This is a genomic window from Chryseobacterium cucumeris, assembly GCF_001593385.1.
GTDB lineage: Bacteria > Bacteroidota > Bacteroidia > Flavobacteriales > Weeksellaceae > Chryseobacterium > Chryseobacterium cucumeris.
This window is the reverse complement of the sequence record NZ_LUVZ01000044.1, coordinates 191,289-214,337: the sequence shown is the minus strand read 5'-3', so window position 1 is coordinate 214,337 and position 23,049 is coordinate 191,289. Positions and strand designations below refer to the sequence as shown.

General features: G+C 35.2%; 21 protein-coding genes, 8 tRNA genes and 1 other RNA gene. 2 read left to right on the top strand and 28 right to left on the bottom strand.

What is annotated here, in order from left to right:
* Positions 1–12 precede the first annotated feature (12 nt).
* The 9 genes from rplA to tuf form a co-directional block, all read right to left on the bottom strand.
* Positions 13–705 (bottom strand): 50S ribosomal protein L1, encoded by a 693-nt coding sequence (gene rplA, locus A1704_RS20235; RefSeq protein WP_002976422.1) that lies wholly within the window; start codon positions 703–705, stop codon positions 13–15.
* 11 nt (positions 706–716) lie between these two features.
* A complete protein-coding gene (gene rplK, locus A1704_RS20230; protein ID WP_047435399.1) occupies positions 717–1,160 on the bottom strand; it encodes a 50S ribosomal protein L11 in 444 nt (147 codons plus the stop codon).
* Positions 1,161–1,424: 264 nt separating this feature from the next.
* The gene (locus tag A1704_RS20225; protein ID WP_062675818.1) at positions 1,425–2,093 is read right to left on the bottom strand and encodes a hypothetical protein; all 669 of its coding nucleotides are present in this window, start codon (positions 2,091–2,093) and stop codon (positions 1,425–1,427) included.
* Between the two features lie 7 nt (positions 2,094–2,100).
* Positions 2,101–2,748: a hypothetical protein gene (locus A1704_RS20220; RefSeq protein ID WP_062675817.1), complete on the bottom strand. Its 648-nt coding sequence runs from the start codon at positions 2,746–2,748 to the stop codon at positions 2,101–2,103.
* 13 nt (positions 2,749–2,761) lie between these two features.
* The gene (locus tag A1704_RS20215; RefSeq protein WP_062675816.1) at positions 2,762–3,382 is read right to left on the bottom strand and encodes a hypothetical protein; all 621 of its coding nucleotides are present in this window, start codon (positions 3,380–3,382) and stop codon (positions 2,762–2,764) included.
* Positions 3,383–3,876: 494 nt separating this feature from the next.
* Positions 3,877–4,419: a transcription termination/antitermination protein NusG gene (nusG, locus tag A1704_RS20210; RefSeq protein WP_002976412.1), complete on the bottom strand. Its 543-nt coding sequence runs from the start codon at positions 4,417–4,419 to the stop codon at positions 3,877–3,879.
* 19 nt (positions 4,420–4,438) lie between these two features.
* Positions 4,439–4,645, bottom strand: a complete 207-nt coding sequence (gene secE, locus A1704_RS20205) for a preprotein translocase subunit SecE (RefSeq protein WP_002976410.1) — start codon at positions 4,643–4,645, stop codon at positions 4,439–4,441.
* Positions 4,646–4,657: 12 nt separating this feature from the next.
* Positions 4,658–4,728 (bottom strand) — tRNA-Trp (locus tag A1704_RS20200).
* Between the two features lie 63 nt (positions 4,729–4,791).
* The gene (tuf, locus tag A1704_RS20195) at positions 4,792–5,979 is read right to left on the bottom strand and encodes an elongation factor Tu (protein WP_062675815.1); all 1,188 of its coding nucleotides are present in this window, start codon (positions 5,977–5,979) and stop codon (positions 4,792–4,794) included.
* Positions 5,980–6,306: 327 nt separating this feature from the next.
* Between tuf and A1704_RS20190 the strand changes: the two genes are divergently transcribed.
* Positions 6,307–7,806 carry a DUF4394 domain-containing protein gene (locus tag A1704_RS20190; protein WP_062675814.1) on the top strand — a complete coding sequence of 500 codons (1,500 nt, stop codon included), beginning with the start codon at positions 6,307–6,309 and terminating at the stop codon, positions 7,804–7,806.
* A gap of 80 nt (positions 7,807–7,886) precedes the next feature.
* Here the strand turns inward: A1704_RS20190 and A1704_RS20185 are convergent, their stop codons facing one another.
* From A1704_RS20185 to rpsU, 15 genes are all read right to left on the bottom strand, one after another.
* Complete coding sequence (locus A1704_RS20185) at positions 7,887–10,985, bottom strand: efflux RND transporter permease subunit (protein WP_062675813.1); 3,099 nt, start codon at positions 10,983–10,985, stop codon at positions 7,887–7,889.
* A gap of 69 nt (positions 10,986–11,054) precedes the next feature.
* Positions 11,055–12,140 (bottom strand): efflux RND transporter periplasmic adaptor subunit, encoded by a 1,086-nt coding sequence (locus A1704_RS20180; RefSeq protein ID WP_062675920.1) that lies wholly within the window; start codon positions 12,138–12,140, stop codon positions 11,055–11,057.
* 4 nt (positions 12,141–12,144) lie between these two features.
* A complete protein-coding gene (locus A1704_RS20175; protein WP_082798839.1) occupies positions 12,145–13,386 on the bottom strand; it encodes a TolC family protein in 1,242 nt (413 codons plus the stop codon).
* Between the two features lie 220 nt (positions 13,387–13,606).
* Entirely contained in the window at positions 13,607–14,971 is a 1,365-nt protein-coding gene (locus tag A1704_RS20170; RefSeq protein ID WP_062675812.1) for a sensor histidine kinase, read from the bottom strand.
* A complete protein-coding gene (locus A1704_RS20165) occupies positions 14,972–15,652 on the bottom strand; it encodes a response regulator transcription factor (protein WP_047435426.1) in 681 nt (226 codons plus the stop codon).
* Between the two features lie 229 nt (positions 15,653–15,881).
* Positions 15,882–15,953, bottom strand: a tRNA-Thr gene (locus tag A1704_RS20160).
* A 42-nt stretch (positions 15,954–15,995) separates the two neighbouring features.
* A tRNA-Gly gene (locus A1704_RS20155) sits at positions 15,996–16,068 on the bottom strand.
* A gap of 85 nt (positions 16,069–16,153) precedes the next feature.
* Positions 16,154–16,234 (bottom strand) — tRNA-Tyr (locus tag A1704_RS20150).
* 18 nt (positions 16,235–16,252) lie between these two features.
* Positions 16,253–16,329, bottom strand: a tRNA-Thr gene (locus A1704_RS20145).
* A gap of 87 nt (positions 16,330–16,416) precedes the next feature.
* Positions 16,417–16,489 (bottom strand) — tRNA-Gly (locus A1704_RS20140).
* A gap of 88 nt (positions 16,490–16,577) precedes the next feature.
* Positions 16,578–16,658 (bottom strand) — tRNA-Tyr (locus A1704_RS20135).
* Between the two features lie 18 nt (positions 16,659–16,676).
* Positions 16,677–16,750: transfer RNA gene (locus tag A1704_RS20130), tRNA-Thr, on the bottom strand.
* Between the two features lie 109 nt (positions 16,751–16,859).
* The gene (locus tag A1704_RS20125; protein ID WP_047435429.1) at positions 16,860–17,150 is read right to left on the bottom strand and encodes an HPF/RaiA family ribosome-associated protein; all 291 of its coding nucleotides are present in this window, start codon (positions 17,148–17,150) and stop codon (positions 16,860–16,862) included.
* Complete coding sequence (locus A1704_RS20120; protein WP_062675811.1) at positions 17,147–18,034, bottom strand: tyrosine-type recombinase/integrase; 888 nt, start codon at positions 18,032–18,034, stop codon at positions 17,147–17,149. Before A1704_RS20120 ends, A1704_RS20125 begins: the two co-directional genes overlap by 4 nt.
* Positions 18,035–18,112: 78 nt before the next feature.
* The gene (rpsU, locus tag A1704_RS20115) at positions 18,113–18,310 is read right to left on the bottom strand and encodes a 30S ribosomal protein S21 (protein WP_034693154.1); all 198 of its coding nucleotides are present in this window, start codon (positions 18,308–18,310) and stop codon (positions 18,113–18,115) included.
* A gap of 270 nt (positions 18,311–18,580) precedes the next feature.
* On the opposite strand from rpsU, the gene ssrA reads away from it, so the two are divergent.
* Positions 18,581–18,982, top strand: a transfer-messenger RNA (tmRNA) gene (ssrA, locus tag A1704_RS20110).
* Between the two features lie 180 nt (positions 18,983–19,162).
* Here the strand turns inward: ssrA and A1704_RS20105 are convergent.
* From A1704_RS20105 to A1704_RS20090, 4 genes are all read right to left on the bottom strand, one after another.
* Positions 19,163–19,693, bottom strand: a complete 531-nt coding sequence (locus tag A1704_RS20105; protein WP_062675810.1) for an antirestriction protein ArdA — start codon at positions 19,691–19,693, stop codon at positions 19,163–19,165.
* A gap of 662 nt (positions 19,694–20,355) precedes the next feature.
* Positions 20,356–21,117 (bottom strand): hypothetical protein, encoded by a 762-nt coding sequence (locus A1704_RS20100; RefSeq protein ID WP_062675809.1) that lies wholly within the window; start codon positions 21,115–21,117, stop codon positions 20,356–20,358.
* A gap of 107 nt (positions 21,118–21,224) precedes the next feature.
* A complete protein-coding gene (locus A1704_RS20095) occupies positions 21,225–22,166 on the bottom strand; it encodes an HNH endonuclease (RefSeq protein WP_062675808.1) in 942 nt (313 codons plus the stop codon).
* Positions 22,167–22,183: 17 nt separating this feature from the next.
* Positions 22,184–22,960 carry a toll/interleukin-1 receptor domain-containing protein gene (locus tag A1704_RS20090; RefSeq protein ID WP_062675807.1) on the bottom strand — a complete coding sequence of 259 codons (777 nt, stop codon included), beginning with the start codon at positions 22,958–22,960 and terminating at the stop codon, positions 22,184–22,186.
* Positions 22,961–23,049: the final 89 nt, after the last annotated feature.

The window sequence follows — 23,049 nt, the reverse complement described above, 5'->3', positions numbered from 1 at the left end:
TAAGGATTATTATTAGTTAACAGATTTAGTATCAATTGCAATACCTGGGCTCATTGTAGAAGACAAATAGATGCTCTTCACATAAGTTCCTTTAGCAGCAGTTGGTTTCATTTTGATCAATGTCTGGATTAATTCCTGAGCATTTTCTTTGATCTTAGCAGCATCGAAAGATACTTTACCAATACCAGCATGGATAATACCATACTTGTCTACTTTGAAATCAATTTTACCTGCTTTAACTTCAGTTACTGCTTTACCAATTTCCATTGTTACAGTTCCTGATTTAGGGTTTGGCATTAAACCTCTTGGACCTAATACTCTACCTAATGGACCTAATTTACCCATTACAGCTGGCATTGTAACGATTACGTCAACATCTGTCCAACCTTCTTTGATTTTTTGTAAATATTCGTCAAGACCTACATAGTCAGCACCAGCAGCTTTAGCTTCTGCTTCTTTATCTGGAGTTACAAGAGCTAATACTTTAACATCTTTACCAGTACCGTGAGGAAGAGATACAACACCTCTTACCATTTGGTTTGCTTTTCTTGGGTCTACACCTAATCTTACAGCGATATCTACTGAAGCATCAAACTTTGTAGTGTTCACTTCTTTTACAAGAGCTGAACCTTCTTCAAGGTTATAGATTCTTCCTTTTTCTACTTTGCTTAAAGCTTCCTTTTGCTTTTTAGTTAATTTTGCCATTTCTTTAAGTTTTAAGCGTTAGTTGGTTTTGTTCCTGTTACTCTTAATCCCATAGATCTAGCAGTACCTGCAACCATAGAAAGAGCAGAATCCATTGTAAAACAGTTAAGATCCGCCATTTTATCTTCAGCGATTTTCTTTACTTGTTCCCAAGTTACAGAACCTACTTTGTTTCTGTTTGGTTCACCAGAACCTCCCTTGATCTTAGCTGCATCCATTAACTGGATCGCTGCAGGTGGAGTTTTAATAACGAATTCAAAAGATTTGTCTTCGTATACTGTAATTACTACAGGTAAAACTTGCCCTGGCTTATCTTGGGTTCTTCCGTTAAATTGCTTACAAAACTCCATGATGTTCACACCTGCAGAACCCAATGCTGGACCTACTGGTGGAGAAGGGTTAGCTGCGCCACCTTTCACCTGAAGCTTTACCATTTTAAAGACTTTCTTAGCCATTGTTTGTTTTTTAAATTTGAATAATTAATGAGTTTGGAAGCATTTATTATTCAGTAGGTTATGCACTCACATAACAATAAACCTACTTTTTGGACTGCAAAAGTATAAAATATTTTTGAAATAGCAAACGGAAATTACTGATTTTTAAAAAGTTTTAGAAAAAAAATCATTACCCATAATTGTATAATTTAAAATACAGCCAGAAAAATAAAAACGGTTATTTGCATTAAATAACCGTTTTTTATTTTTAAAAGGAAAGATTGATTAAAAACCGGAAGGTTTATTAATTGTTTTTGTAGAACCGTCATTTCCTCCAAGATCATCATTGATGTCGTTTATATTTTGTTTTTCAATCAATCGTCTATAGGCCATCAGGTAAAGATCAACCGTAAAGTTGTTATAAGTTCTTGATGGTGTACTTGTATTGGTTGCAATCATTCTGCTATCCGTAAATCTTGCTCTTATATGCCATGTTCCGTTACTTTTGAAGGCTACTACATCCGGTGAGCCCTGTTTATTATCATTCACACCATTATCTCCGTAATCAAGCATTACGCTGGTATTTCCATCATTCAGCTTAAATGAATAGTTGTGAAGTATAACCAAAAAGTTGGTGGCATCAATTTTAGTATCATAATCTGTAATTCCTGTCCCAGGTACACCAGTAAGAGTAAGCTTAAGGTAATTGAACAGTCCGCTGCTTTCCAGAGCCGGATCATACAACTGTAAAGCATTCTGAGAAGTTGCTAAAAAGCTACCTCCTGTCATGGTAGGCTCTCCCGGATTTCTCAAGTACAAAGAATTCGTATAGGTCTTTCCGTTAACATCAAGTGTTTCTGTAGGATTAGCTGTATTCACCCCTACTTTTCCTTTTTGGGCATTCAAAAATATCCCAAGGCACATGATTATTGCGATATAAATTTTTCTTTTCATAGTTTTTTTATTGAAGCCCTAAAGGCGTATTGGTTGATACTCCAGAATATCCCGGTGAAGCAGATGCAGAAACAGAACCGTTAAAAGTTCCCCAGTCTTTCACTAATGATTTTTCAAAGACATTTAAGGTAAGTGTCCAGGTTCCATTGATGGAGGAAACAGTTCCTGCTCCTTTAAAAGCTAAATTAATAGCATGGTATTTTTTACCTCCACTGGTTACCTGTGTAATTTCAGTGGCATAGGAACCGTACGATTTTGGGCTGGTGGTGGTATTCGCTGCCGAAACCGCTCCAGTAAAAACAGCACCTGTAATAGCCACCACATATTTACTCGCATCTAATCCTGTATTGAGATTCACAACTTCATCCTGTCTCACATTTTTCAATACAACATTATACATATTTACAGGTGCTACATTACGGAGCGATATATCCAGCAGCTTTACCTTACCTACCGGCGAAGAATCTTTTGATCGGGTAAGAAGAAGATAATTTCCGCCTGCCTTTGTATTTTCAGTATCTATTAAATAGGATTCTACTAATGTTTCCCCTTCAACATCCAAAGTTCCTTTAGGTGTTGCAGTATTGATTCCTACTTGTGCATTTATGCTTAAAGCAGCAAAACCCGTGAAGAGTATCGCAATAATTTTTTTCATAGAGTTTATGTTTTTATTGAATTAATGGAGCTGTTGCAGCACCAGTAGCTGCCCCACTAAGGCTTTGGGTTGAATTAAAATCTTTGGCATACGATCTGTCAAACACCAATAAGTTCAGTGTCCAGACACCTGTAGGAAAAGAATTATCAGGGGCGAATCCCTGGTAATCTGCCTTAAGCTTCCATGTTCCTCCTGAAGAGTAGGCAAAAATCTGAGGCATTGGTGTAAGCCAATCTGCAGAATACGTTCTTGTAGGCTGTGTAAATCCAAAGGAAGAGATTACCACCAAAAACTTACTGGAATTGATCTTTGTGTCAAATTGATTCACCCAATCCTTATCTGTAGGATCACAGGTAATTTTGAACTGAATAAGATTAATAGGTGCCGGTGAATTAGGTACAAAAGAATCATTGTACGCTGTAATTTTGTTTTCCGGAGCCGGAGACTTAATAATGAAAGTGTAATTCTCGTCCGCTTTCAGTTTTTCCAGAGGTTGCTTGAAAACAATTCCTGATGTCTTCATAGTACCATTCACGGTAAGTTCCTTTTCCGGTGTCGTAGTATTGATACCAACCTGCGCACTTATGAGCACAGATGTACCCACCAGAGTGATCATCGAAATAATTTTTGTCATTGGGTTATGTGTTTATATAAAAGCTTGTGTTTTGAATAACTGATCCGAATTTTATATTTATTTAATAACATAAATTACCCATACCTCTGTTACCAGTGCATGAAATAAAAAATATAAAATTTTATGGATTAGCTAACAGCTTGGTTGCAAGAAGTATGCCATCTGAAGGTGAAATAAGCAATTAAAAAAAACTCAATGCTTAAAAAGAAAGTATGATCACTGAATGGTGATAATTAAATTAAAGCAAAGTACACTATAGAAGTAACCCACAGAGTTGCGAAATTTGAGAATCAACAAAATAATATTAATAAACTTAAAAAAACTCTAACAATAGGGAAAAAATATAAAAACTAAGTTCCAATATTTCATTATGAATTAATAGGATTACAGAATTACTAAATAATAAGCAATTCATCACCAAAAAAAATTTGAAAAGAATATATATAAAAAAAGACCGCTTTAAAGCAGTCTTTTTATATTTTATAAGTAATGTATTATACTTTTTCTACTTGCATGTAGCTTAATTCCATTGGAGTTTTTCTACCGAAGATCAATACAGAAACTTCAATTTTCTTTTTGTCTTCAAGAATCTTCTCAACTGTACCATTGAATCCATTGAAAGGTCCATCGATTACTTTAACGTTTTCACCTACTACATAAGGAATTTCAACATCGCTTGCAAATTCTGAAAGTTCATCCATTCTTCCAAGCATTCTGTTCACCTCTGATTTTCTCATTGGAACAGGATCACCTCCTTTTGTTAAACTTAAGAAAGAAATAACTCCAGGGATATTTTTAATAACGTGAGGAATCTCTCCCATCAGGTCAGCTTCAATCATCAAGTATCCAGGATAGTAAGGCCTCTCTTTAGGAACTTTTTTACCGTTTCTAATTTGGATTACCTTTTCCATAGGAATAACCACTTGAGTAACGTACTGTTCAAACCCTAGACGTTTGATTTCTGTCTCAATATAGTTTTTCACTTTATTTTCCTGTCCGCTGATTGCTTTCAGCACATACCATTTCAATTCGCTCATTATGGAAAATACTTAATTATTAATTGAACAAGTTGATTAGCATTCCTATTATGTTGCTGATTGCTTTTGAAAACAATTCATCAACTCCAAAGGTAAATAAAGCCAGAATAACTGTCGCAATAGTCACTACAATTGTAGAAGACTGAAGGTCAGCCCATTTTGGCCATTCAACTTTATGTCTGAATTCGTTATAAGAACCTTTTAAAAAATCGACAAATGAACTCATAATTTATATTTGCACGGGCACAAGGATTCGAACCCTGATCAACGGTTTTGGAGACCGGTATCCTACCATTGGACGATGCCCGTAGTTAAAAAAGCTCCGTAAAGAGTGTTCCTTACGGAAGCTTTTTATATTGTTTTAGATGTGGATTAGTCGATGATTTCAGTTACCTGACCTGCACCTACTGTTCTACCACCTTCTCTGATCGCGAATCTAAGACCCTCGTTAAGAGCGATTGGCTGAAGTAATTCAACAGTGATTGTTAAGTTATCACCAGGCATTACCATTTCTACACCTTCTGGTAAGAAGATCTCACCTGTAACGTCAGTAGTTCTTACGTAGAACTGAGGACGGTACTTGTTGTGGAATGGAGTGTGACGTCCACCTTCTTCTTTAGAAAGGATATAAACCTCAGCTTTGAATTTTTTGTGTGGCTTAACTGAATCTTTCTTAGCGATAACCATACCTCTCTTGATGTCAGTTTTTTCAATACCTCTCAACAATAGACCTACGTTATCACCAGCTTCACCTCTGTCTAGGATTTTTCTGAACATCTCAACCCCTGTAATAGTAGAAGTTAATTTTTCATCACCCATACCTACGATATCAACTGGATCACCAGTGTTGATAACACCAGCCTCGATTCTACCAGTTGCTACAGTACCTCTACCTGTAATAGAGAATACGTCTTCGATTGGCATTAAGAATGCTTTATCTTGATCTCTAACAGGCTGCTCAATCCATGTATCAACTGCTTCCATTAATTCTTCAACAGTCTTAACCCACTTCTCGTCTCCGTTAAGAGCACCAAGAGCAGATCCTTGGATCACTGGAGAGTTATCTCCGTCATATTCGTAAGTAGATAATAAATCTCTAAGTTCAAGTTCAACAAGCTCTAAAAGCTCAGCATCATCCACCATATCAACTTTGTTCATGAAAACAACGATTCTTGGTACATTTACCTGACGGCAAAGTAGGATGTGCTCTCTAGTTTGAGGCATTGGTCCATCAGTTGCAGCACATACTAAGATCGCTCCATCCATCTGAGCAGCACCAGTTACCATGTTCTTAACATAGTCGGCGTGACCTGGACAGTCAACGTGTGCATAGTGTCTGTTTTCAGTTTCGTACTCGATGTGAGCTGTATTAATAGTGATACCTCTTTCTTTTTCTTCTGGAGCAGAGTCAATAGCAGAGAAGTCTTTTTTCTCAGCAAGACCTTTGTTAGCTAATACACTACTGATAGCTGCAGTAAGTGTAGTTTTACCATGGTCAACGTGACCAATAGTACCAATGTTCAAGTGTGGTTTGTTACGATTAAACGTTTCCTTTGCCATGATTTAAAATTATTTATTTATTGTTTTTCAAATTTTCGGTGTGCAAATATAATGAATTTTTAAATACCAAAAACTTTTTATTAAAAAAACTTTCAATATTCTCATCCAGTGAAGGACAAACCTTATATTTAACGTATTGAGACTGCAAATTTACACATTTTTCCGAATAGAAAAAATCCTTAGAAACGTTTTATTTAAAATATAAACTATCTCGTTAATTATGAACAGGATATATAGACAAAAAAAAATATTGATCATTACCCGTATCCATAAATCCTAGTGCAGTTTTTTCTCGTACATATAAAGATAACAACTAAAATTAATATTATGAGAAAACTATTACACATGTATTTAGCCTTGTTTGCTATTACAACATTATTTTCATGCGATCATTCCGATGAAAACAGTATGTCAGAAAATATACCTCAAGGCCCGGATCTTATGGTATATGGAATAACGGCAATGAACGAGCTTGTTTATTTTAATGCCAGCAATCCCAAAATCTTTACTTCAAAAACAACCGTAACCGGTGTCGCCTCAGGAGAAAAATTATTAAGTATAGACTTCAGACCTGCAACAGGTGAATTGTATGCTTTATCCAATGCAAGCAAATTATATATCATCAATACCTCCAATGCTTCAGCAAGAACAGTAAGCTCAACAGCATTTACGCCTATGATCTCCGGAACAATAGCTTCTATTGATTTCAATCCTACCGTTGACAGAATTCGTCTGGTGAGTAATTCGGGACAAAATCTGCGTTTACATCCGGAAACCGGAGCTGTTGCTGCTACTGATATTACTATTAATGGAACAGGAAGTCCTTCCATAACAGGATTAGCCTATACCAACAGTAAAGCAGGCGCTGCTACTACTATTTTATATGATATTGATCCGATGCTGGGAAAATTATATAAACAGGATCCTCCCAACAATGGAACTTTGGTAGAGGTTGGAAGTCTTGGAACTACTTTTACAGGACAGACAGCTTTTGACATCAAATACGATAACAGTACTGCTCTTTTAGCTTTTAATGACAAACTGCATATTCTGGATCTGAATAATGGAAAAGCAACTTCCATAGGATCACTCCAGCAGGGAATAATCGATATGGCCATCCCTACAGAACCGGTAGCTTATGCCATTGACAATTCAAATAATCTCCAGATTTTCAATCCCAACAATCCTATGCCTGTTTCTAAAACAGTGACCGGATTACAAAGCGGTGAGAGTATTTTAGGAATAGATTTCCGTCCTGCGAACGGACAATTGTATGCTTTGGGAAGCTCAAGCAGAATCTATACAATTAACTTAGGTACAGGTGCCGCTACTGCTGTGGGAGCATCTCCATTTTCTACCTTGCTTTCGGGCACGGATTTCGGATTTGACTTCAATCCAACGGTTGACAGAATAAGAGTAGTAAGTAATACAGGACAAAATCTCCGCCTGAATCCTAACGATGGAACAATTGCTGCTGCAGATCTCACACTGAATCCGGGAAGTCCAATGATAAGTGCAGCGGCCTATACCAACAACTTTGCCGGAGCTACCTCAACTACCTTATTTGTAATTGATCATAATACTGATAAATTATATCAGCAAAATCCACCCAATAACGGAACTTTAGTCGAAACAGGTTCTTTAGGAATCAACATTACCAATGCTAATGGTTTTGATATTGGAAGTATGAGCCAAAAGGCTTACTTAATAGCATCAGTAGGTTTATCTACAAGAATTTATTCTATTAATACAATGACAGGAGCAGCCACTTCTGTTTCCGATTATCCCAATACCGTAAAAGCTTTTACGCTGGGATTAGGATTTTAAACTCATTCTTTATTTCAATAATCGAGAAGCGCGGAAAACTTTGTTTTCCGCGCTTCTTACTAATATAAATGAAAGATAATTTAAATCTGACTGAGCTTTTTTGTCCTGTTAAAGATCCAGAAAATAATTGGAAAAATAAGCAGGGTAAGTACTGTAGCTGTAATCAATCCTCCGATAATAACAATGGCCAGAGGTTTCTGAGACTCCGATCCGATTCCTGTAGACAAGGCTGCCGGCATCAATCCGATGGAAGCCATAAGCGCTGTCATAATGACAGGTCTTGTCCTGGATTTTACTCCATTTAATATAGCGGTATCGATATCCATTCCGTCTTTAACATTCTGGTGGAATTCTGTAATAAGGATTACCCCGTTCTGGATACAAATTCCCAGGAGAGCAATCATTCCTACTCCGGCAGAGATTCCAAAATTGATTCCGGTAACATGTAAAGCGATGATTCCTCCAATCAAAGCAAAAGGTACGTTCGCTAATACCAGAAGAGAATCTTTCATATTGCCGAACAGAATAAACAAGAGCAAGAAAATCATCAGAATACTCACCGGTACTACCTGCGCCAGTCTGTGTGAGGCACGCTGCTGGTTTTCAAACTGACCTGTCCATCCTATTGAATAACCGTCCGGAAGTTCAATCGTTTCTACTTTTTTCTGTGCATCCGCAATCGTACTTCCTAAATCCCGGTCACGGATGGAGAATTTAACCCCGATGTATCGCTTGATATTGTCTCTGTAAATAAATGCGGCTCCGTTATCTTTAACAATGGTGCTTATTTCTTTTAAAGGAATCTTTGCTCCATCCTGTGTAGGAACCATCAAAGCAGCAATGTCATTTTCATTGGTTCTGTATTCCTGAGAATACCGAAGACGGATCGGGAACTTTCTTTCCCCATCAAACATTTCAGAGGCAGTTTTTCCACCAAATGCCATTTCCAGCACAGCCTGAGCATCTGCGGGCATCACTCCATAAGCGGCCATTTTATCTCTGTCCAAAACCACGCTTACTTCCGGCTGGCCGATATTTTTAATAATTCCCGGATCCTTCACGCCTTGTACGTCTTTAATTTTAAGCAAAACTTCGTGGGCTAATTTGTCAAGGGTTTCCAGGTTATCACCATAGATTTTGATTCCGTTTTCAGCTTTAAAACCCGCCACAGCTTCAGCTACATTATCGGAAATCGGTTGCGAATAGTTGAAGGTAATTCCCTGGTAACTTCTAAGCTTTTTATCTATTTCATTGATCAGTTCATCATAAGTAATCTTACGCTTCCATTCTTCTCTTGGCTTAAGGTTTACTGCAAACTGTACAAATCCAAATCCGTTGGGATCTGTTCCGTCATTACTTCTTCCCGTCTGTGCAAGAACGTCTGTTACTTCAGAGAAGCTCATGATATCTTTCTTTAAAAGGTCTGCTGTTTTCAGAGATTCTTTTAAGGAGGAACTCATCGGCATTTCTGCAGTGATCCACAATGAACCTTCATTCAACTGAGGCAGGAATTCCGTTCCTAAAAACTTTCCAGAAAATAATGTAACAGCCAGAAAAGAGATCGCTACAATCATGCTCATCTTTTTGTGCTTGAAAGTTAAATTAAAGCCTTTCAAAACAATTCTGTCCCAGAAATTAACAAACGGGTTATTTTTTTCTCTTACGTTTTTATTTAGAAGAATATGGGAAAGAACAGGAACTAATGTTAATGTAAATATCAACGCCCCCATTAATGCAAATCCCAATGTAAATGCCAGTGGAGAGAACATTTTCCCTTCTACTTTCTGAAATGAGAAAATAGGAATCAGGGAGGTAATAATAATTAATTTCGAAAAGAAGATTGCTTTTCCTAATCCGGTTCCGGTCTGCTTAATCCAGCCTCCTTTTGCGAGTTTATTAAACTTTTCCATTCCGTAGCGCTTCGCTTTATGATCGAGCATCACGAATAGACCTTCCACCATGACGACGGCTCCGTCTATGATAATCCCGAAGTCTACGGCACCTAAGGAAAGTAGATTGGCACTCATCCCGGCCAGTTTTAAACATAAAAAGGCAAATAGCAAGGACAGAGGAATGATGATGGAAACAATCAGCGTAGTTCTCCAGTCTGCCATGAAGATTAAAACGATTACCGTTACCAGAACAATTCCTTCAATAAGATTATGCATTACGGTATGGGTTGTGAAGTCCATCAGATTGTCGCGGTCATAGAAAGTGACCATTTTGACATCTTTTGGAAGTACTTTCTCATTAAGCTCTTTAATTTTGGCCTTCACACCAACTAAAACTTCTCTCGGGTTCTCCCCTTTTCTCATAACAACGATTCCTTCTACCGTATCATCATGATGATTAAGAGCGGCCTGCCCTACTCTGGGCATTGAACTTTCATGAACTTCTGCAACATTTTTTACCAAAACAGGGTTTCCACTGTCATTCTGAATGGTAATATTTCCAATATCTGCAACAGATTTTACCAAACCTATACCTCTTACCACATAAGCCTGACCATTTTTTTCAATGACATCTCCTCCTACGTTCAGATTGCTCTTGGTAACGGCATCATATACCTGAAGCGGAGTCAGGTTATATTTATCCAATGCTCTCGGATCAATACTGAGTTCAAAAACTTTATCCTGTCCTCCGAAAACGTTGATATCCGCCACACCGGGAACACCTCTTAGAGCACGGTCTATTACCCAGTTTTGCAGGGTAAGCAATGCACGGGAATCTTTTGTTTTACTTTCCAGTGTATATCTGAAAATTTCACCGGTTGGCCCGTAGGGTGGCTGTACTTCGGGATCTACCTCATCAGGAAGGCTAATGGTTCGTAACTGGTTATTGACCTGATTTCTGGCAAAAGTATCGTCCACCCCGTCGTCAAACAGAATTTTAACAATAGAAAGCCCAAACATGGTGGTACTTCTTACACTTGTTTTTTTCTGAACCGGGCTCATCGCCAATTCAATGGGTGTCGTGACAAAACGCTCTACTTCTTCTGCACTACGCCCATTCCATTGGGTGATGATGACAATCTGGGTATTGGTTACATCCGGAAAAGCTTCAATAGGCATATTTTTGAAACTGATAAAACCGGAGATGGCTAAAATCGCTACCCAGATAAAGGTAAATGCTTTATTTTTTAATGAAAAAGCGATTATATTTTTTATGAATTTATTCATGATAGATACATTGATGACCTAAAAAAGCCGTTAAAGAAAAATGCAAACATTCTTAATGGTTTAATAAGACTAGCTGTTCAGCGAGCGGTATATCAGCAGCTGGTTGTTGGTAATCACTTCTTCTCCTTCTTTCAGACCGTCTGCAATATAAGTAACATCACCAACCTGCTTTAACACTTTGATTTCTCTGATCTTTACATCTGTTCTGGATTTAAAAATCACCACAAAGCTTTTATTATCATCAAAAATCACAGCTTTTGATGGAACGGTAAGTGTAGCGTTGCTTTCCAGACTGGAAACTTTTATTGTGGCTTTACTTTCCGGGATTAAAAGTCCGTTGGCATTGTCCAATACTACTCTTGCCTGCATGGCGTTGGTCTGTGGATCAATAATTTTGAATATTTTATCAATTTTTCCATCAAAAACTTTGTCCGGATAAGACAGGGTGGATACCTGGGCTTTCATTCCAAGACTAATCTTATCGATATCAGATTCATTGACATTCATAATCGCCCATACATTGGTAGTATTGGCCACATCAAATATATTATCACTTCTGTCACTTCTCAGCTGCATATCTTTATTGATACTTTTCTGAACAATATAACCGCTAATAGGTGCTACAACACTGTATATATTTCCGGTCTTCACATTATAAACCGTACTTACAGCCGCTGCTCTCTGCAACTGATCTTCTGCTTTTTGTAACTGGCTTTTAGCTTCCAGAACATCCCTTTCCGTATTAAGCTTTCCTTCGTAGAGTTCTTTTGCAACACGGAGGTTATTTTTGGCCACTACTAGATCTGTTTTTGCATCACTTACATCCTTTTGAATTTCTGCAAGCTCAGTACTTCTGATGGTTGCCAGTACCTGCCCTTTTTTCACATAGTCACCCAATTCTACATTGACACTCATCACATTTCCTCCAACCAATGGGTATACATCTATATAGCTGTTTTTGTCTGCAGAAATCTTTCCATAAAAGCTGTATTCATCTTCTATATTCTTTTTTTCAACTTTTGCCAGGGAAATAGAATTCAGCATGGTGTTACTGAGCTCAAACCCTTTTTTGGGGTGAATATTTTTCTCTTCCTCTTTTTTGGAACAGGCCATTAATGAAAGGACCATCAATGCGGGAATAATATATGTTTTCATCATTTTAATAGAAGATTTTCGTTTGTACTAGTTGATTAAGCTGTTCTGCGGACTGCATGATTTCATTTTTCATATCATAGATCTGAAGGGCTGTCTCCCTGTAACTGTCCATAAAGTCTGTAAATTCAATCAGGCTGACATTTCCTTTTCTGAAATTGGTCAGCATTCCGTTGTAAACAAGTTCCATATTCTGAAGGTCAGTCGTTTTCACATCCAGAAGTTGGTCATATTGTGCTTTCCAGGTTTTATAGGCAGATTGAACTTTAGTTTCCAAAGTCAGTTTTTGAAAGTCTGCATTTTTCTGATTCTGCTGGATAGCATAGTTTGCTTTCACTACATTTCCCTGATTGGCTTTCCATAGCGGTAAAGGAATTCCCAAGGTAAGATTCGCTTCGTTATTGAAGGTTCCGCCTGCCTGGTCCCATGCAGCACCTACGGTAACATCCGGTACATTCAATGATTTCTGCCATTGTGCATACAACTTACTGTTATCAATAAGTTTCAAATTATATCGGTAATCCGCATTATTTTCCAAGGCTTTGCTTTTCAGTTCTTCTTCATCACCGAAAGGCTGTGCCACCAGAGCTTCTTTAGCTTCGGTTTCAGACATCGTAGGCTCTATTTCTTCAGTAACTCCTGTCAGAACTTTCAAATTCTGTTCAAAATCAAGAATATTTTTATTGATCTCCAGTTTATCATGATTCAGCTGGATCACAATACTCTGCAGTCTTACAGCGTCTTTAAGGGAAACATTTCCTTTTGCTGACTGCACACGATAGGCGTTTAAAAGATCATTCATATACCCCAGCTGCCTGTTGGTATTCTCGAGTTTTAGTTTTTCATAATAAAGATTGAAATAGGTAGAACGGAGTTGATATCTTAAATCTACCAGCAATTGTGAAAACTGAAGTTGAGCAAGTTCTTTATTGGATTTGGCAAAAGCGATTTCGTTTTTCTTTTTACCCCCCATATAAATCAATTGAGTAATACCCGCTCCTTTAGAATGTCCTACATCAAAAAACTTCTTGTCCTGAGGATTATAAGCATTGAACTGCCCGCTTAATTGAGGTAACTCCCAGATTTTAGCCTGCAGAATATCCGCATCAGCCATATTGATATTGTACTGTTCGGCGAGCAGCTGGAGGTTGTTCTTCTGGAAAGCTTCTTCACAATCCAAAAGAGACATCTGCTGTTGTGCTGCCATGAATGAGGAAACGGCTAGGCACAGCACTGCAATTCTGTTCATTATTTTTCTTTTTAAATTACAAAATTGCTTTGATGCTATTAAAAGAAACTTAAATGACGCTTAAAAAAATATTAAAATAGGCCTGAACAAGCTGTTTATGCAATAACCCATCATACAAAAAGCAGTGAATTTTTCTCTAACCATTGAATTTTTATTAAAAATTTCAATCAGGAGTTTAACAAAAAAAAACAACTGTTTTTCATATCAGTTGCTTTTCATTTTATTTTTTAAAAAATAAGGTAAACTTATTCATATACTCCTCAGGTGAAGAATATACAATATCTGCATCATGATATTCCAGAATTCTTTTGACGATTCTAAGACCTAATCCTGATCCTGCTATATTCTGTGCATTATTCCCTCTCGTGAAAGCTTCAAACAGTTTAGCCTGCTCATCTTCAGAAATAGTATTACCATGGGAAATAACTTCGATGGAAAGATTATCATTGGTTTCAGTGATGAGAACATTCACTTCTGTATTATCTGAGTACACCGCTGCATTTTTAAACAAGTTGATAAATACAATTACCAATAGTGACTGAATTCCTTTTATAGTCAGAAAAGCATTTTCAGAACTTTCTTCATTAATCAGAAAATCCAGCTTAAGTTGCGGATAACTTTTCTCCACCGCTTCAAAAGCTTCAAAAATAACTTCGTCAATCCTTACTTCCTCATAAATACTCTGGATATTTTCTTTATCAAATTTTGTAAGCAGTAAAAGTGAATTTGTCAGATCTGACAGCTGATAGACATCTCTCTGAATTTGTTTTAAAGAAGACAGAGTTTCCGGAGAATGCTCTTCAAATTTGATAAGGTTTTCCAGCTGAAATGCCATTCTTGTTATAGGAGTTCTGATCTCATGTGAAGCACTGGCCGTAAAATCTTTTTGTGACTGAAATACATCATCCAGCCTCCCAATCATTGTATTAAAAGATTTTGCAAGAACACTTACTTCATCATTAGATTGTTCTACCGGAATCTGTGTGGTAAGCTTATGAGCCGTAACTTCAGAAATTTCTTTGTTCAGATCTTCCAAAGGACGTAGGAACTTTTCCACAAAATAATAGCTGAAAAAACCAATAAGCATAGTGCTCATCACATAAGCTGTAATCAAAAGATATTTTAAGTATCCCAGTTTGGATTTCCCATTGGTATCAAAAGCACTGGTAAGGATATAATAATTTTCACCGTTGATATTTCTAAGGGCTGCATAAATTTCGGGAACGGTTTTTTCGGTATAGATAATCTTCTTTTTATCCAGCTCTTTAAGCATTGCACTGTCCCAGATGACATTTCTGTCTTTGATCGTACTGTAGATTAATTCTTTTTTTTCATTGAAAATTAAAATCTTTTCATTCAAAAGAATGTTATCTGAATTTTCATTGAAAAAAACGGGTGCTTCCTCTTCAAAGTCTTTGGATTTTGAGATGAAATGAGAAGTAAACTCAAGTCTCTGCCTAAATCTTTCTTTAAACTCATCTCTTCTGAAATCATTAAAAGATAAATAAATGACCGCCATCACCATTCCAAATAATAATGAAAAGGCAATACTTATTGTTAAAGCGATCTTTCTTTTTAAAGACATTTATAATGGACTTAGGTAATATCCGAAACCTGAACGGGTGTGGATCAGTTTTATTTTAAAATCTTTATCGATCTTCTTCCTCAGGAAATTGATATAAACTTCCACCGTATTGGTATTTGTATTGAAATTGTGTTCCCAGACATGTTCTGTGATCTGTTGCTTGGAAACCGTTCTTCCCTGCGCTTCCGCAAGATAAACCAACAATTGGAATTCTTTTAAGGTAAGGGTTATTTCATTTCCTCCACGATAAACCTTCTGCTCTGTTTTGTTGATAATAAGATCATCAATTCTTAAAATATCCTGATCAGAATTATCAGAAGGTGCTTTTCTTCTTAATAGTGAATTGATTCTTAACAGAAGTTCCTCAAACTGGAATGGCTTTACAAGATAATCATCAGCCAGCCTGGTGAAGGCATCTTTTTTATCAGAGATATCCCCATAAGCAGAAATGATAATGATAGGAGTATTTTTATCAAAAGAACGGATCGTCTGACAGACATCAAGTCCATTTATTTTAGGAACATTAATGTCTAGTAAATACAGATCATAAGTACTATTTTTTATCTGACGAAGAAAAGTCTCCCCGTCATAGATCTTATCACAGTTAAAATTATTTGATTCTAAAAATCTGCACAATTCTGCAGACAGAATGAGATCATCTTCCAGTAAAAGAATATTCATCAAAAATTTATTTTACACGAATTTAAAGAAAATTTTATGATTGTGATTGTAAAGATGAAGTAAAAGTTTTGATGATAGTGCTATCATCAAGAAACGAATCTGAAAAAAATTGAAGAAGGAAATAATTTTAGAATTTATCTAAGCAGATGTTTAACTGTAAAATGATCAGATAGTAAAATTAAATTCTTTTGGGCATAAAAAAATCCCGAAGAGATTCGGGAAAATCGAGAGCCAACTACGGGACTTGAACCCGTGACCTCTTCCTTACCAAGGAAGCACTCTACCGCTGAGCTAAGTCGGCATCAACTAAAAAAATCATACTAAGCAGCATGATTTTTTGTTGAGCGGAAGACGGGGGTCGAACCCGCGACATTCAGCTTGGAAGGCTGACGCTCTACCAACTGAGCTACTTCCGCAATTTTGTTTCCAAAACTATTGGTAAACGCTGTGCAAAACTAAGAAAATTTATTTAATCTTGCAAGTTTTTTATAATATAAAATGTGGGGAGAGCAGGATTCGAACCTACGAAGCCGAAGCAACTGAGTTACAGTCAGTCCCATTTAGCCACTCTGGAATCTCCCCAGATATTTTATATTAAAATGGAGCCTCCAGAGGGATTCGAACCCACGACCCCGAGATTACAAATCACGTGCTCTGGCCAACTGAGCTATGGAGGCATTTTAATAAAGGACTGAAACTGATCGAGAAACTCTACTCTACACATTTCAGTGTTAAAAAGAATCACTTTTATGGTGATTTCTTTGAGCGGAAGACGGGGGTCGAACCCGCGACATTCAGCTTGGAAGGCTGACGCTCTACCAACTGAGCTACTTCCGCAATTTTGTTTCCAAAACTATTGGTAAACGCTGTGCAAAACTAAGAAAACTTATTTAATCTTGCAAGTTTTTTTTATAAAAATATAAAGTGGGGAGAGCAGGATTCGAACCTACGAAGCCGAAGCAACTGAGTTACAGTCAGTCCCATTTAGCCACTCTGGAATCTCCCCAAAAGTTTATATTTTATGAGCCTCCAGAGGGATTCGAACCCACGACCCCGAGATTACAAATCACGTGCTCTGGCCAACTGAGCTATGGAGGCAAATATAAAAAAGAATTCAAAAGATCGCTGTTCCTTTTTTGCGAGTGCAAATATAGAACGGATTTTTTGAATTCTCAAATATTTTATAAACTTTTTTTAACTTTTTTTTCTATGCCATTTCTTTTTTCTTGATTAATAGCTTTTTAGCAGTATCAACACAAAGGTCCAAACTTTCTTCAAAACTTGTAGATGTCTTCTTTACTACGATATCGTCTCCCGGAACCGCCAAAATAATCTCGGCTGTTTTATTTGCTTTGTCAGCATTATTTTCTACTTTCAAAAATACCTTACACTCCTGAATCTTGTCATAGAAGGTATCCAATTTGCTAACTTTTTTGTCGATGTGTGACTCTAGTGGTTCGTGTGGTGTTAAACCGATTGATTGAACTGAAATCTTCATAATTCTTCTTTTTTTGATGCTCGAGGGTGAGCCTGATTAAACACTTTTTTCAATTGTTCAATATTAGCATTCGTATAGACTTGAGTACTGGCAAGACTGGAATGCCCTAATATTTTTTTCACTTTGGAGATCTCCGCCCCATTATCCAAAACGTGAGTAGCAAAGCTATGCCGAAGGATGTGAGGACTTTTTTTTTCTTTCGTTGTTACAAGACTAAGGTACTTATTAACTACCACATAAACAAATTTTTCATTGAGTTTTTTCCCTTTCTTATTCACGAAAAAATATGATTTAAATTCTGTCTGTGGATTTCTTATTTCCAGATAACTTTTTAGAAGTTCAGACAGTTCATCGGAAATAGGAATTACCCTTGCTTTATTCCCTTTTCCTATTACTTTTAATTCATTTTCATATAAGTCAACATTCTCAAATATCAGGCCACAAAGTTCAGCTTTACGCATTCCTGTCTGATAAAGAACTTCCATAATGCATTTTTCAAGCACACCATGTACCTGTTCGAAAACCCTTCCATTAAGGTCTTCCATTTCCTCTTTAGACATAGGAATCTGTTTTTCAGCATAAAACTTCAGGGAAGAAATACCTTCGGTAGGAGAGACTTTAATCTCCCCTATTTTTAAAAGAAAAAGATAGAAACTACGGAGCGAGGATAATTTTCTGTTAATACTTCTTTTGGAAATGTCATTTTCACTGAGTTCAACAATAAAATTTCGGATAATCTTTTTGTCTGCCTTGGCTAAATTGTCGGAAGATTCCGTTCGGAGAAAGAAATGGGAAAAGTCTTCAAGGTCTTTTTTGTAGCTTGTGATGGTATGAGGAGAATATCTTTTTTCGAATTGTAAGTATTCTAAAAACTTTTCCAGCATCATAGGTATAAAAATAAAAATTCACTCCTCAAATATAAGAATTTAAGAAGTGAATTAATATATGGTTAAGAAAAAATCTTAAGCCTGCTCTTCTTTGCTAAGCGCTCTTTGTTTGTAAGCCGCTTTTAGTCTAGCTTGTCTCAAAGTTACAGAAGGCTTAATAAACTGTTGTCTAGATCTTAATTGACGAACAGTTCCTGTTTTATCAAATTTTCTCTTGTATTTTTTTAAAGCTCTGTCGATGGATTCACCATCTTTTACTGGAATTATTAACATATTTTACATCTCATTTTGGATTGCAAAACTAGACAATTTTTATGAGAACACAAAATATATTGCCATAAACAATCACTACTACACCCTATGACTATTAAAAAACCCCGTATTAAAGCCTGTTAGCAAACAATAATATTTTTATCCACAATTACTGGATATTCAATTCTTACTACCTTCAGGTTACTCATTTTATTTCCTAATTTCTATTAAAACCATCTACATTAATGAAATGTAAACAAAAAGCACTATCTTTGCATTCACTTTATTCATGGGGTTGACTGGTTTCGACAGCAAGACCAATGGGTAAGTAAGCATGCAGAGAACCGTAGCGCGATCTCTATAATCCCTTGCTACAAAATTTTAACTGGCAACGAAGAGTTCGCTCTTGCAGCTTAATATCGAAGTATAGTAGATCAAGCGTTTTCCCGAAGATTTCAGTAGGGAAGCAAGATATTCCACAAATGCTCTGTTCTGCGGCGTTTGATCCTGGGGTATAGGAATGCAGAAATAAGGCTTTAGAAGCTTTGGCTAAAGCTCGAAAATTTCAGAAGATAAGCTGGTAGTTGGGTGTCTATCCTCTGCTTCCAGTCGAAAACCAATGGTAGAATAAGCATGTAGAAAGCTTATGTATTGCTTGTTTGGACGAGGGTTCGAATCCCTCCAACTCCACTTTTCAAATTAAGGAGAAAATGTAAATTATTGAATTTTAGATGATTACATTTTCTCTTTTTTGTTTTTGTACCCAAAGTTGTACCCAAATTTTTGAAATGTACTTTTTTGAATCTGTTTGAATTTAATTAAACCTATTTGAATTTTAAAAGTATACAAACGGTTTATAATATTACAAATATACTACGATTTAAAATAATGGCCATTACTGTCAAAATAATCATATATTAAATTTCTTGTTGTAGCTTCCCAATCAATATAGATATAGTTTGGTAAACTTTCGGGAATACTTTCTTCTAAAATATATTGTGCAAATGTTTCATCATCTACATACTGGCCCATATAATAGTTTATTACACCATCATAAACACTCTGAAAATCCATTTTTCCAACACAACTAAGGTAAGCTTCAAAAATTTCTAAATCGTGTCCAGAATCGTTTATTTGGCCTGCTATTTCAGATATCTCATTTGACACATAACTTTCTCCTATTAATCCTAACTTTTCGAAGAAAGAACAGTTTTCATAATCCTGAAACATAAATTCTGGCTCAGATTCATCTGAGTGTAGTTCATACATTGCCGTAAGTAGTTCGTCATAATCGGAATAATCAGAAAGGTTCAGCCATTTGCCATATAGACTCCCGTTGTTGTACTTTGAATACGTTCCTACATAGATACTGCAAGAATCAAGACAATTTTGTAAATTTGTCATGTTGATAAGTTTTAGACGTGTTAAAATTTATTGATGTGGCCTAGTTGTGTTCGTAGCACTTCTAGGCATTTTTTATATATTATTTTAGGAATCAATCTAGGAAAAAAGAACTTGAAATAATTCTTTGACACATTAATAAAGTCAATATTCATGCCAATTGACAGAGATTTTAACTATAAAATTAAAGTTTTTTAAAATATTTTTAAACAGAACAAAAACTGTCAAAAAAAATATTAACAAAACATTTAGTTTAAAAGTATAACCAGTACAAAAGATTAAGTGGAAAATAAAATTAGATCAGAAAAACCGAATACAGCAAAACAACTGTATGAGAAAAAGTTTGACAATCTGGTAGGGGTAGCAAAAAAAAAGTCTCTTGACCTCCACCTCTTTGTCCTTAGTACCATCTGTCCGTACACTCATTAAAGATTTTTTGGTGTTAAATTGTTACAAATTCTTCTATAAAGGAATGATTGAACTATTGAGAGAAATTGGGAGGGGGTATTTCTGTGGGAGGGGATTTACCATTATATTTCTGTTCCAGTAATTTGATTTTGTATAGATTGGGTAGTAAATCCTTTGTATGGTTTATGCAAAATTGTAAATAAAAGTAACTAACCATCTGTATTTAATTTCACATTTATTAACAAAATTGCAGGAAATTATCTTTTTCTATCTATTTCAATATGTGGCAAACTTCCAAGTTTATATTCTTTACTATTTAATTGTGCGATTACTTTTTCTTTTGAAATACCAAATTTATCTGATATAAAATGATAGTGTGGAGTTCCATTTTTCCACCCCTCTTTACCTTTTAGACTTTCGTATGTGACAAATAAACAGAACCAATTAAATTTATTATCAAAAAAATTAGATACAATAACTTTTCTATTTTCAATTACCTGTTTTATTTGTCCATCTGTCAAATCGGTTTCTCCAACTTTTTCAATTTTATTTTTAATGATATGTGCAACTTTTGGCAATTTATCTTCTTCTGTGTTTTTGGGATAGTGCTCAGAAACATATCTACTAAATGCAAAATTGTAATCAGTCCATGCCCTAAAAATAAAAGCTAATAATATATCAGAATTAATTTTTAAATTTTTTAATAATTTAATTTGCTCTTTTTTACTAGAAGAATTGAATATCTCAATTAATTCTACTGAAATTTCAGTTGCCTTAATTTTAGATAATATTCTGTTCCAATTTTGAGAGGCTTCTTTTAGTGATACCTTAGTAACAGCCTGCTCACTAATTGGAAGTTTATAATATTCAATATATTTTGTTAAATAGGCATGAGTAAAACCAAAAGATGAAGTAACTATCATTTCTTGGAAATAATCAACAGGGTTTACGTTCTCTGCTTTATCCCCTTCAAAAATGATATATTCCCCATTATTTTTAATTCTCTTTCCATCAATCATTTATATACAATCGTTTTTATTGTAATAAAATTATATTATTAATAAACATTTGCACTAACAATTTACAAAATTGTCAATACATCTTCTAACACACTGTTATGAAGAACTTACAATTCTGTTTGCGCTGAACTTTCATATTTTAAATAAATTTCAGCAATGTCATCTTTAACTTTTTGATTAGATGTTAAATCTATGATTGTTCTATCCATCTTTGCAGGGTTTTCCTTATCAATTTCAAACATATTGGGAATTGGATATAAAGTTACTGTTTTATTAAATAAATGTTTATCTAATTCACACAAAGGTATATGAATTTGAAAAGTAAAATGACTATATGAAAGGAAGAAAAGCATGTAAGGAACTGAGCTATTTTTATCCGCATTTCTTTTTAACAAAAAACATGAAGTAAAAGAATTTTTTGCACTTATTATAAATGTGAAATATGCCTTTAAATTTCCTACAAAATAATTACTTTGTTCATGATCCTCCTCATTTATCCAATTTATTGTGTTTTTAAAATCCTTTAGATCTTCTTCGCACATTATACTCAATGCCATTTTTGTTAAACACTTATAGACAGCAATTGGAATATAAGTTGCCCTTTTTCCCCGAATTTTAATAATTTTATTCTCTTCATCCTTTTCAATAATATTAAAATTATCTTCTTCAAATTGCTTAATGCCCAATCCGTTCTCATCCCAATCAAGGCGCGATTTATTGTTTCCAATTTTGAACGACGGAATACCTCTCTTGCCCTTTACTTGAGCAAGGGAATGATGCAAGTTCATATAGCTTGACATATGATTTTCTAAAGTTCTTGAAAATTTTTCATTGCATTCATCACACTCATAATAGCTAAAAAGAGTATAATTTTCTACAAATTCAGGAATTGCATGTGCTATTTTTTTAAACTTTGTTTCATTTGAGGTACGTTCACAAAATCTACACTTCCTATTTTCTTTACTTCCTAAAAAATTTTTTTTCCGTTCGTTTAGATGAATTACATTTGATACAATATAGTTTTCATCAATTGCATTAAGTTTATCCACAACAGTTTTGGGAATTTTTATTCTGATAATACTTTTAAGGTTTGTCGTACAAGATTTACATAAAGCTCTTCCTTAGTATTTTCATCCATTTTTGAAACTGGTGAACTTGGTGAATTCATAGCTTGATATATATTAATTTCACTAAATTCCTCAAATAAACAAGGTTTTAAAATAACAGTCAAAATAACAGCACCTTCATTTTCTGCGGCACTTAAAAGTTCAGGCAATTCTTCATTTCTAATAAAGTCAGAACCAAGAAAATCAGTACTTACTAATAAAATTGCAACTTTTGCTTTTGACATTGCTTGTTTTATTTCTTCTTTCCATTTTTGACCTGGCTCAATATTATTATCATCCCAAAAGTCAATTTTTTCTAAGAAAGGTTTGAAATGTCTTTTTATATCATCTAAAAAGGATGAATCAGAATGACTATAGCTTACAAAGACTTTTTCTCTTTTAGGGTTTTCATTAATTTCATTTTTTTGATGTACAATTTTTGGTAATATCTTTAGTTCTTGTCTAATGTAAAATAGTATTTTTTCCGTCAATTGCTCTATTTCACAATCTTCCTGTGCTTGCCCTCCATGTGATTTATCTCTGTGATTTTGTAGATCTCTTTTTAAAGAAATTTCTAACTCATCCAAAAACATGGCTTTATATTCAGAAGTATAAAAATCATTAAGTTTAGATTTTAATAAAAAAAGTCTTTCACTGCTATCTGTGTAGGGATTTAACAGATTACTGTTTTCTAAAAATTCCTGAGCTTCTTGGCGAATAATTTTTTCTTCGTTCATATTAGTTTATTTAAATATTTTGTCAAAGTAATTCTATAACCCTATATCTTCATATTTTGATCGTTACACTACACCCGCACCAACATAAA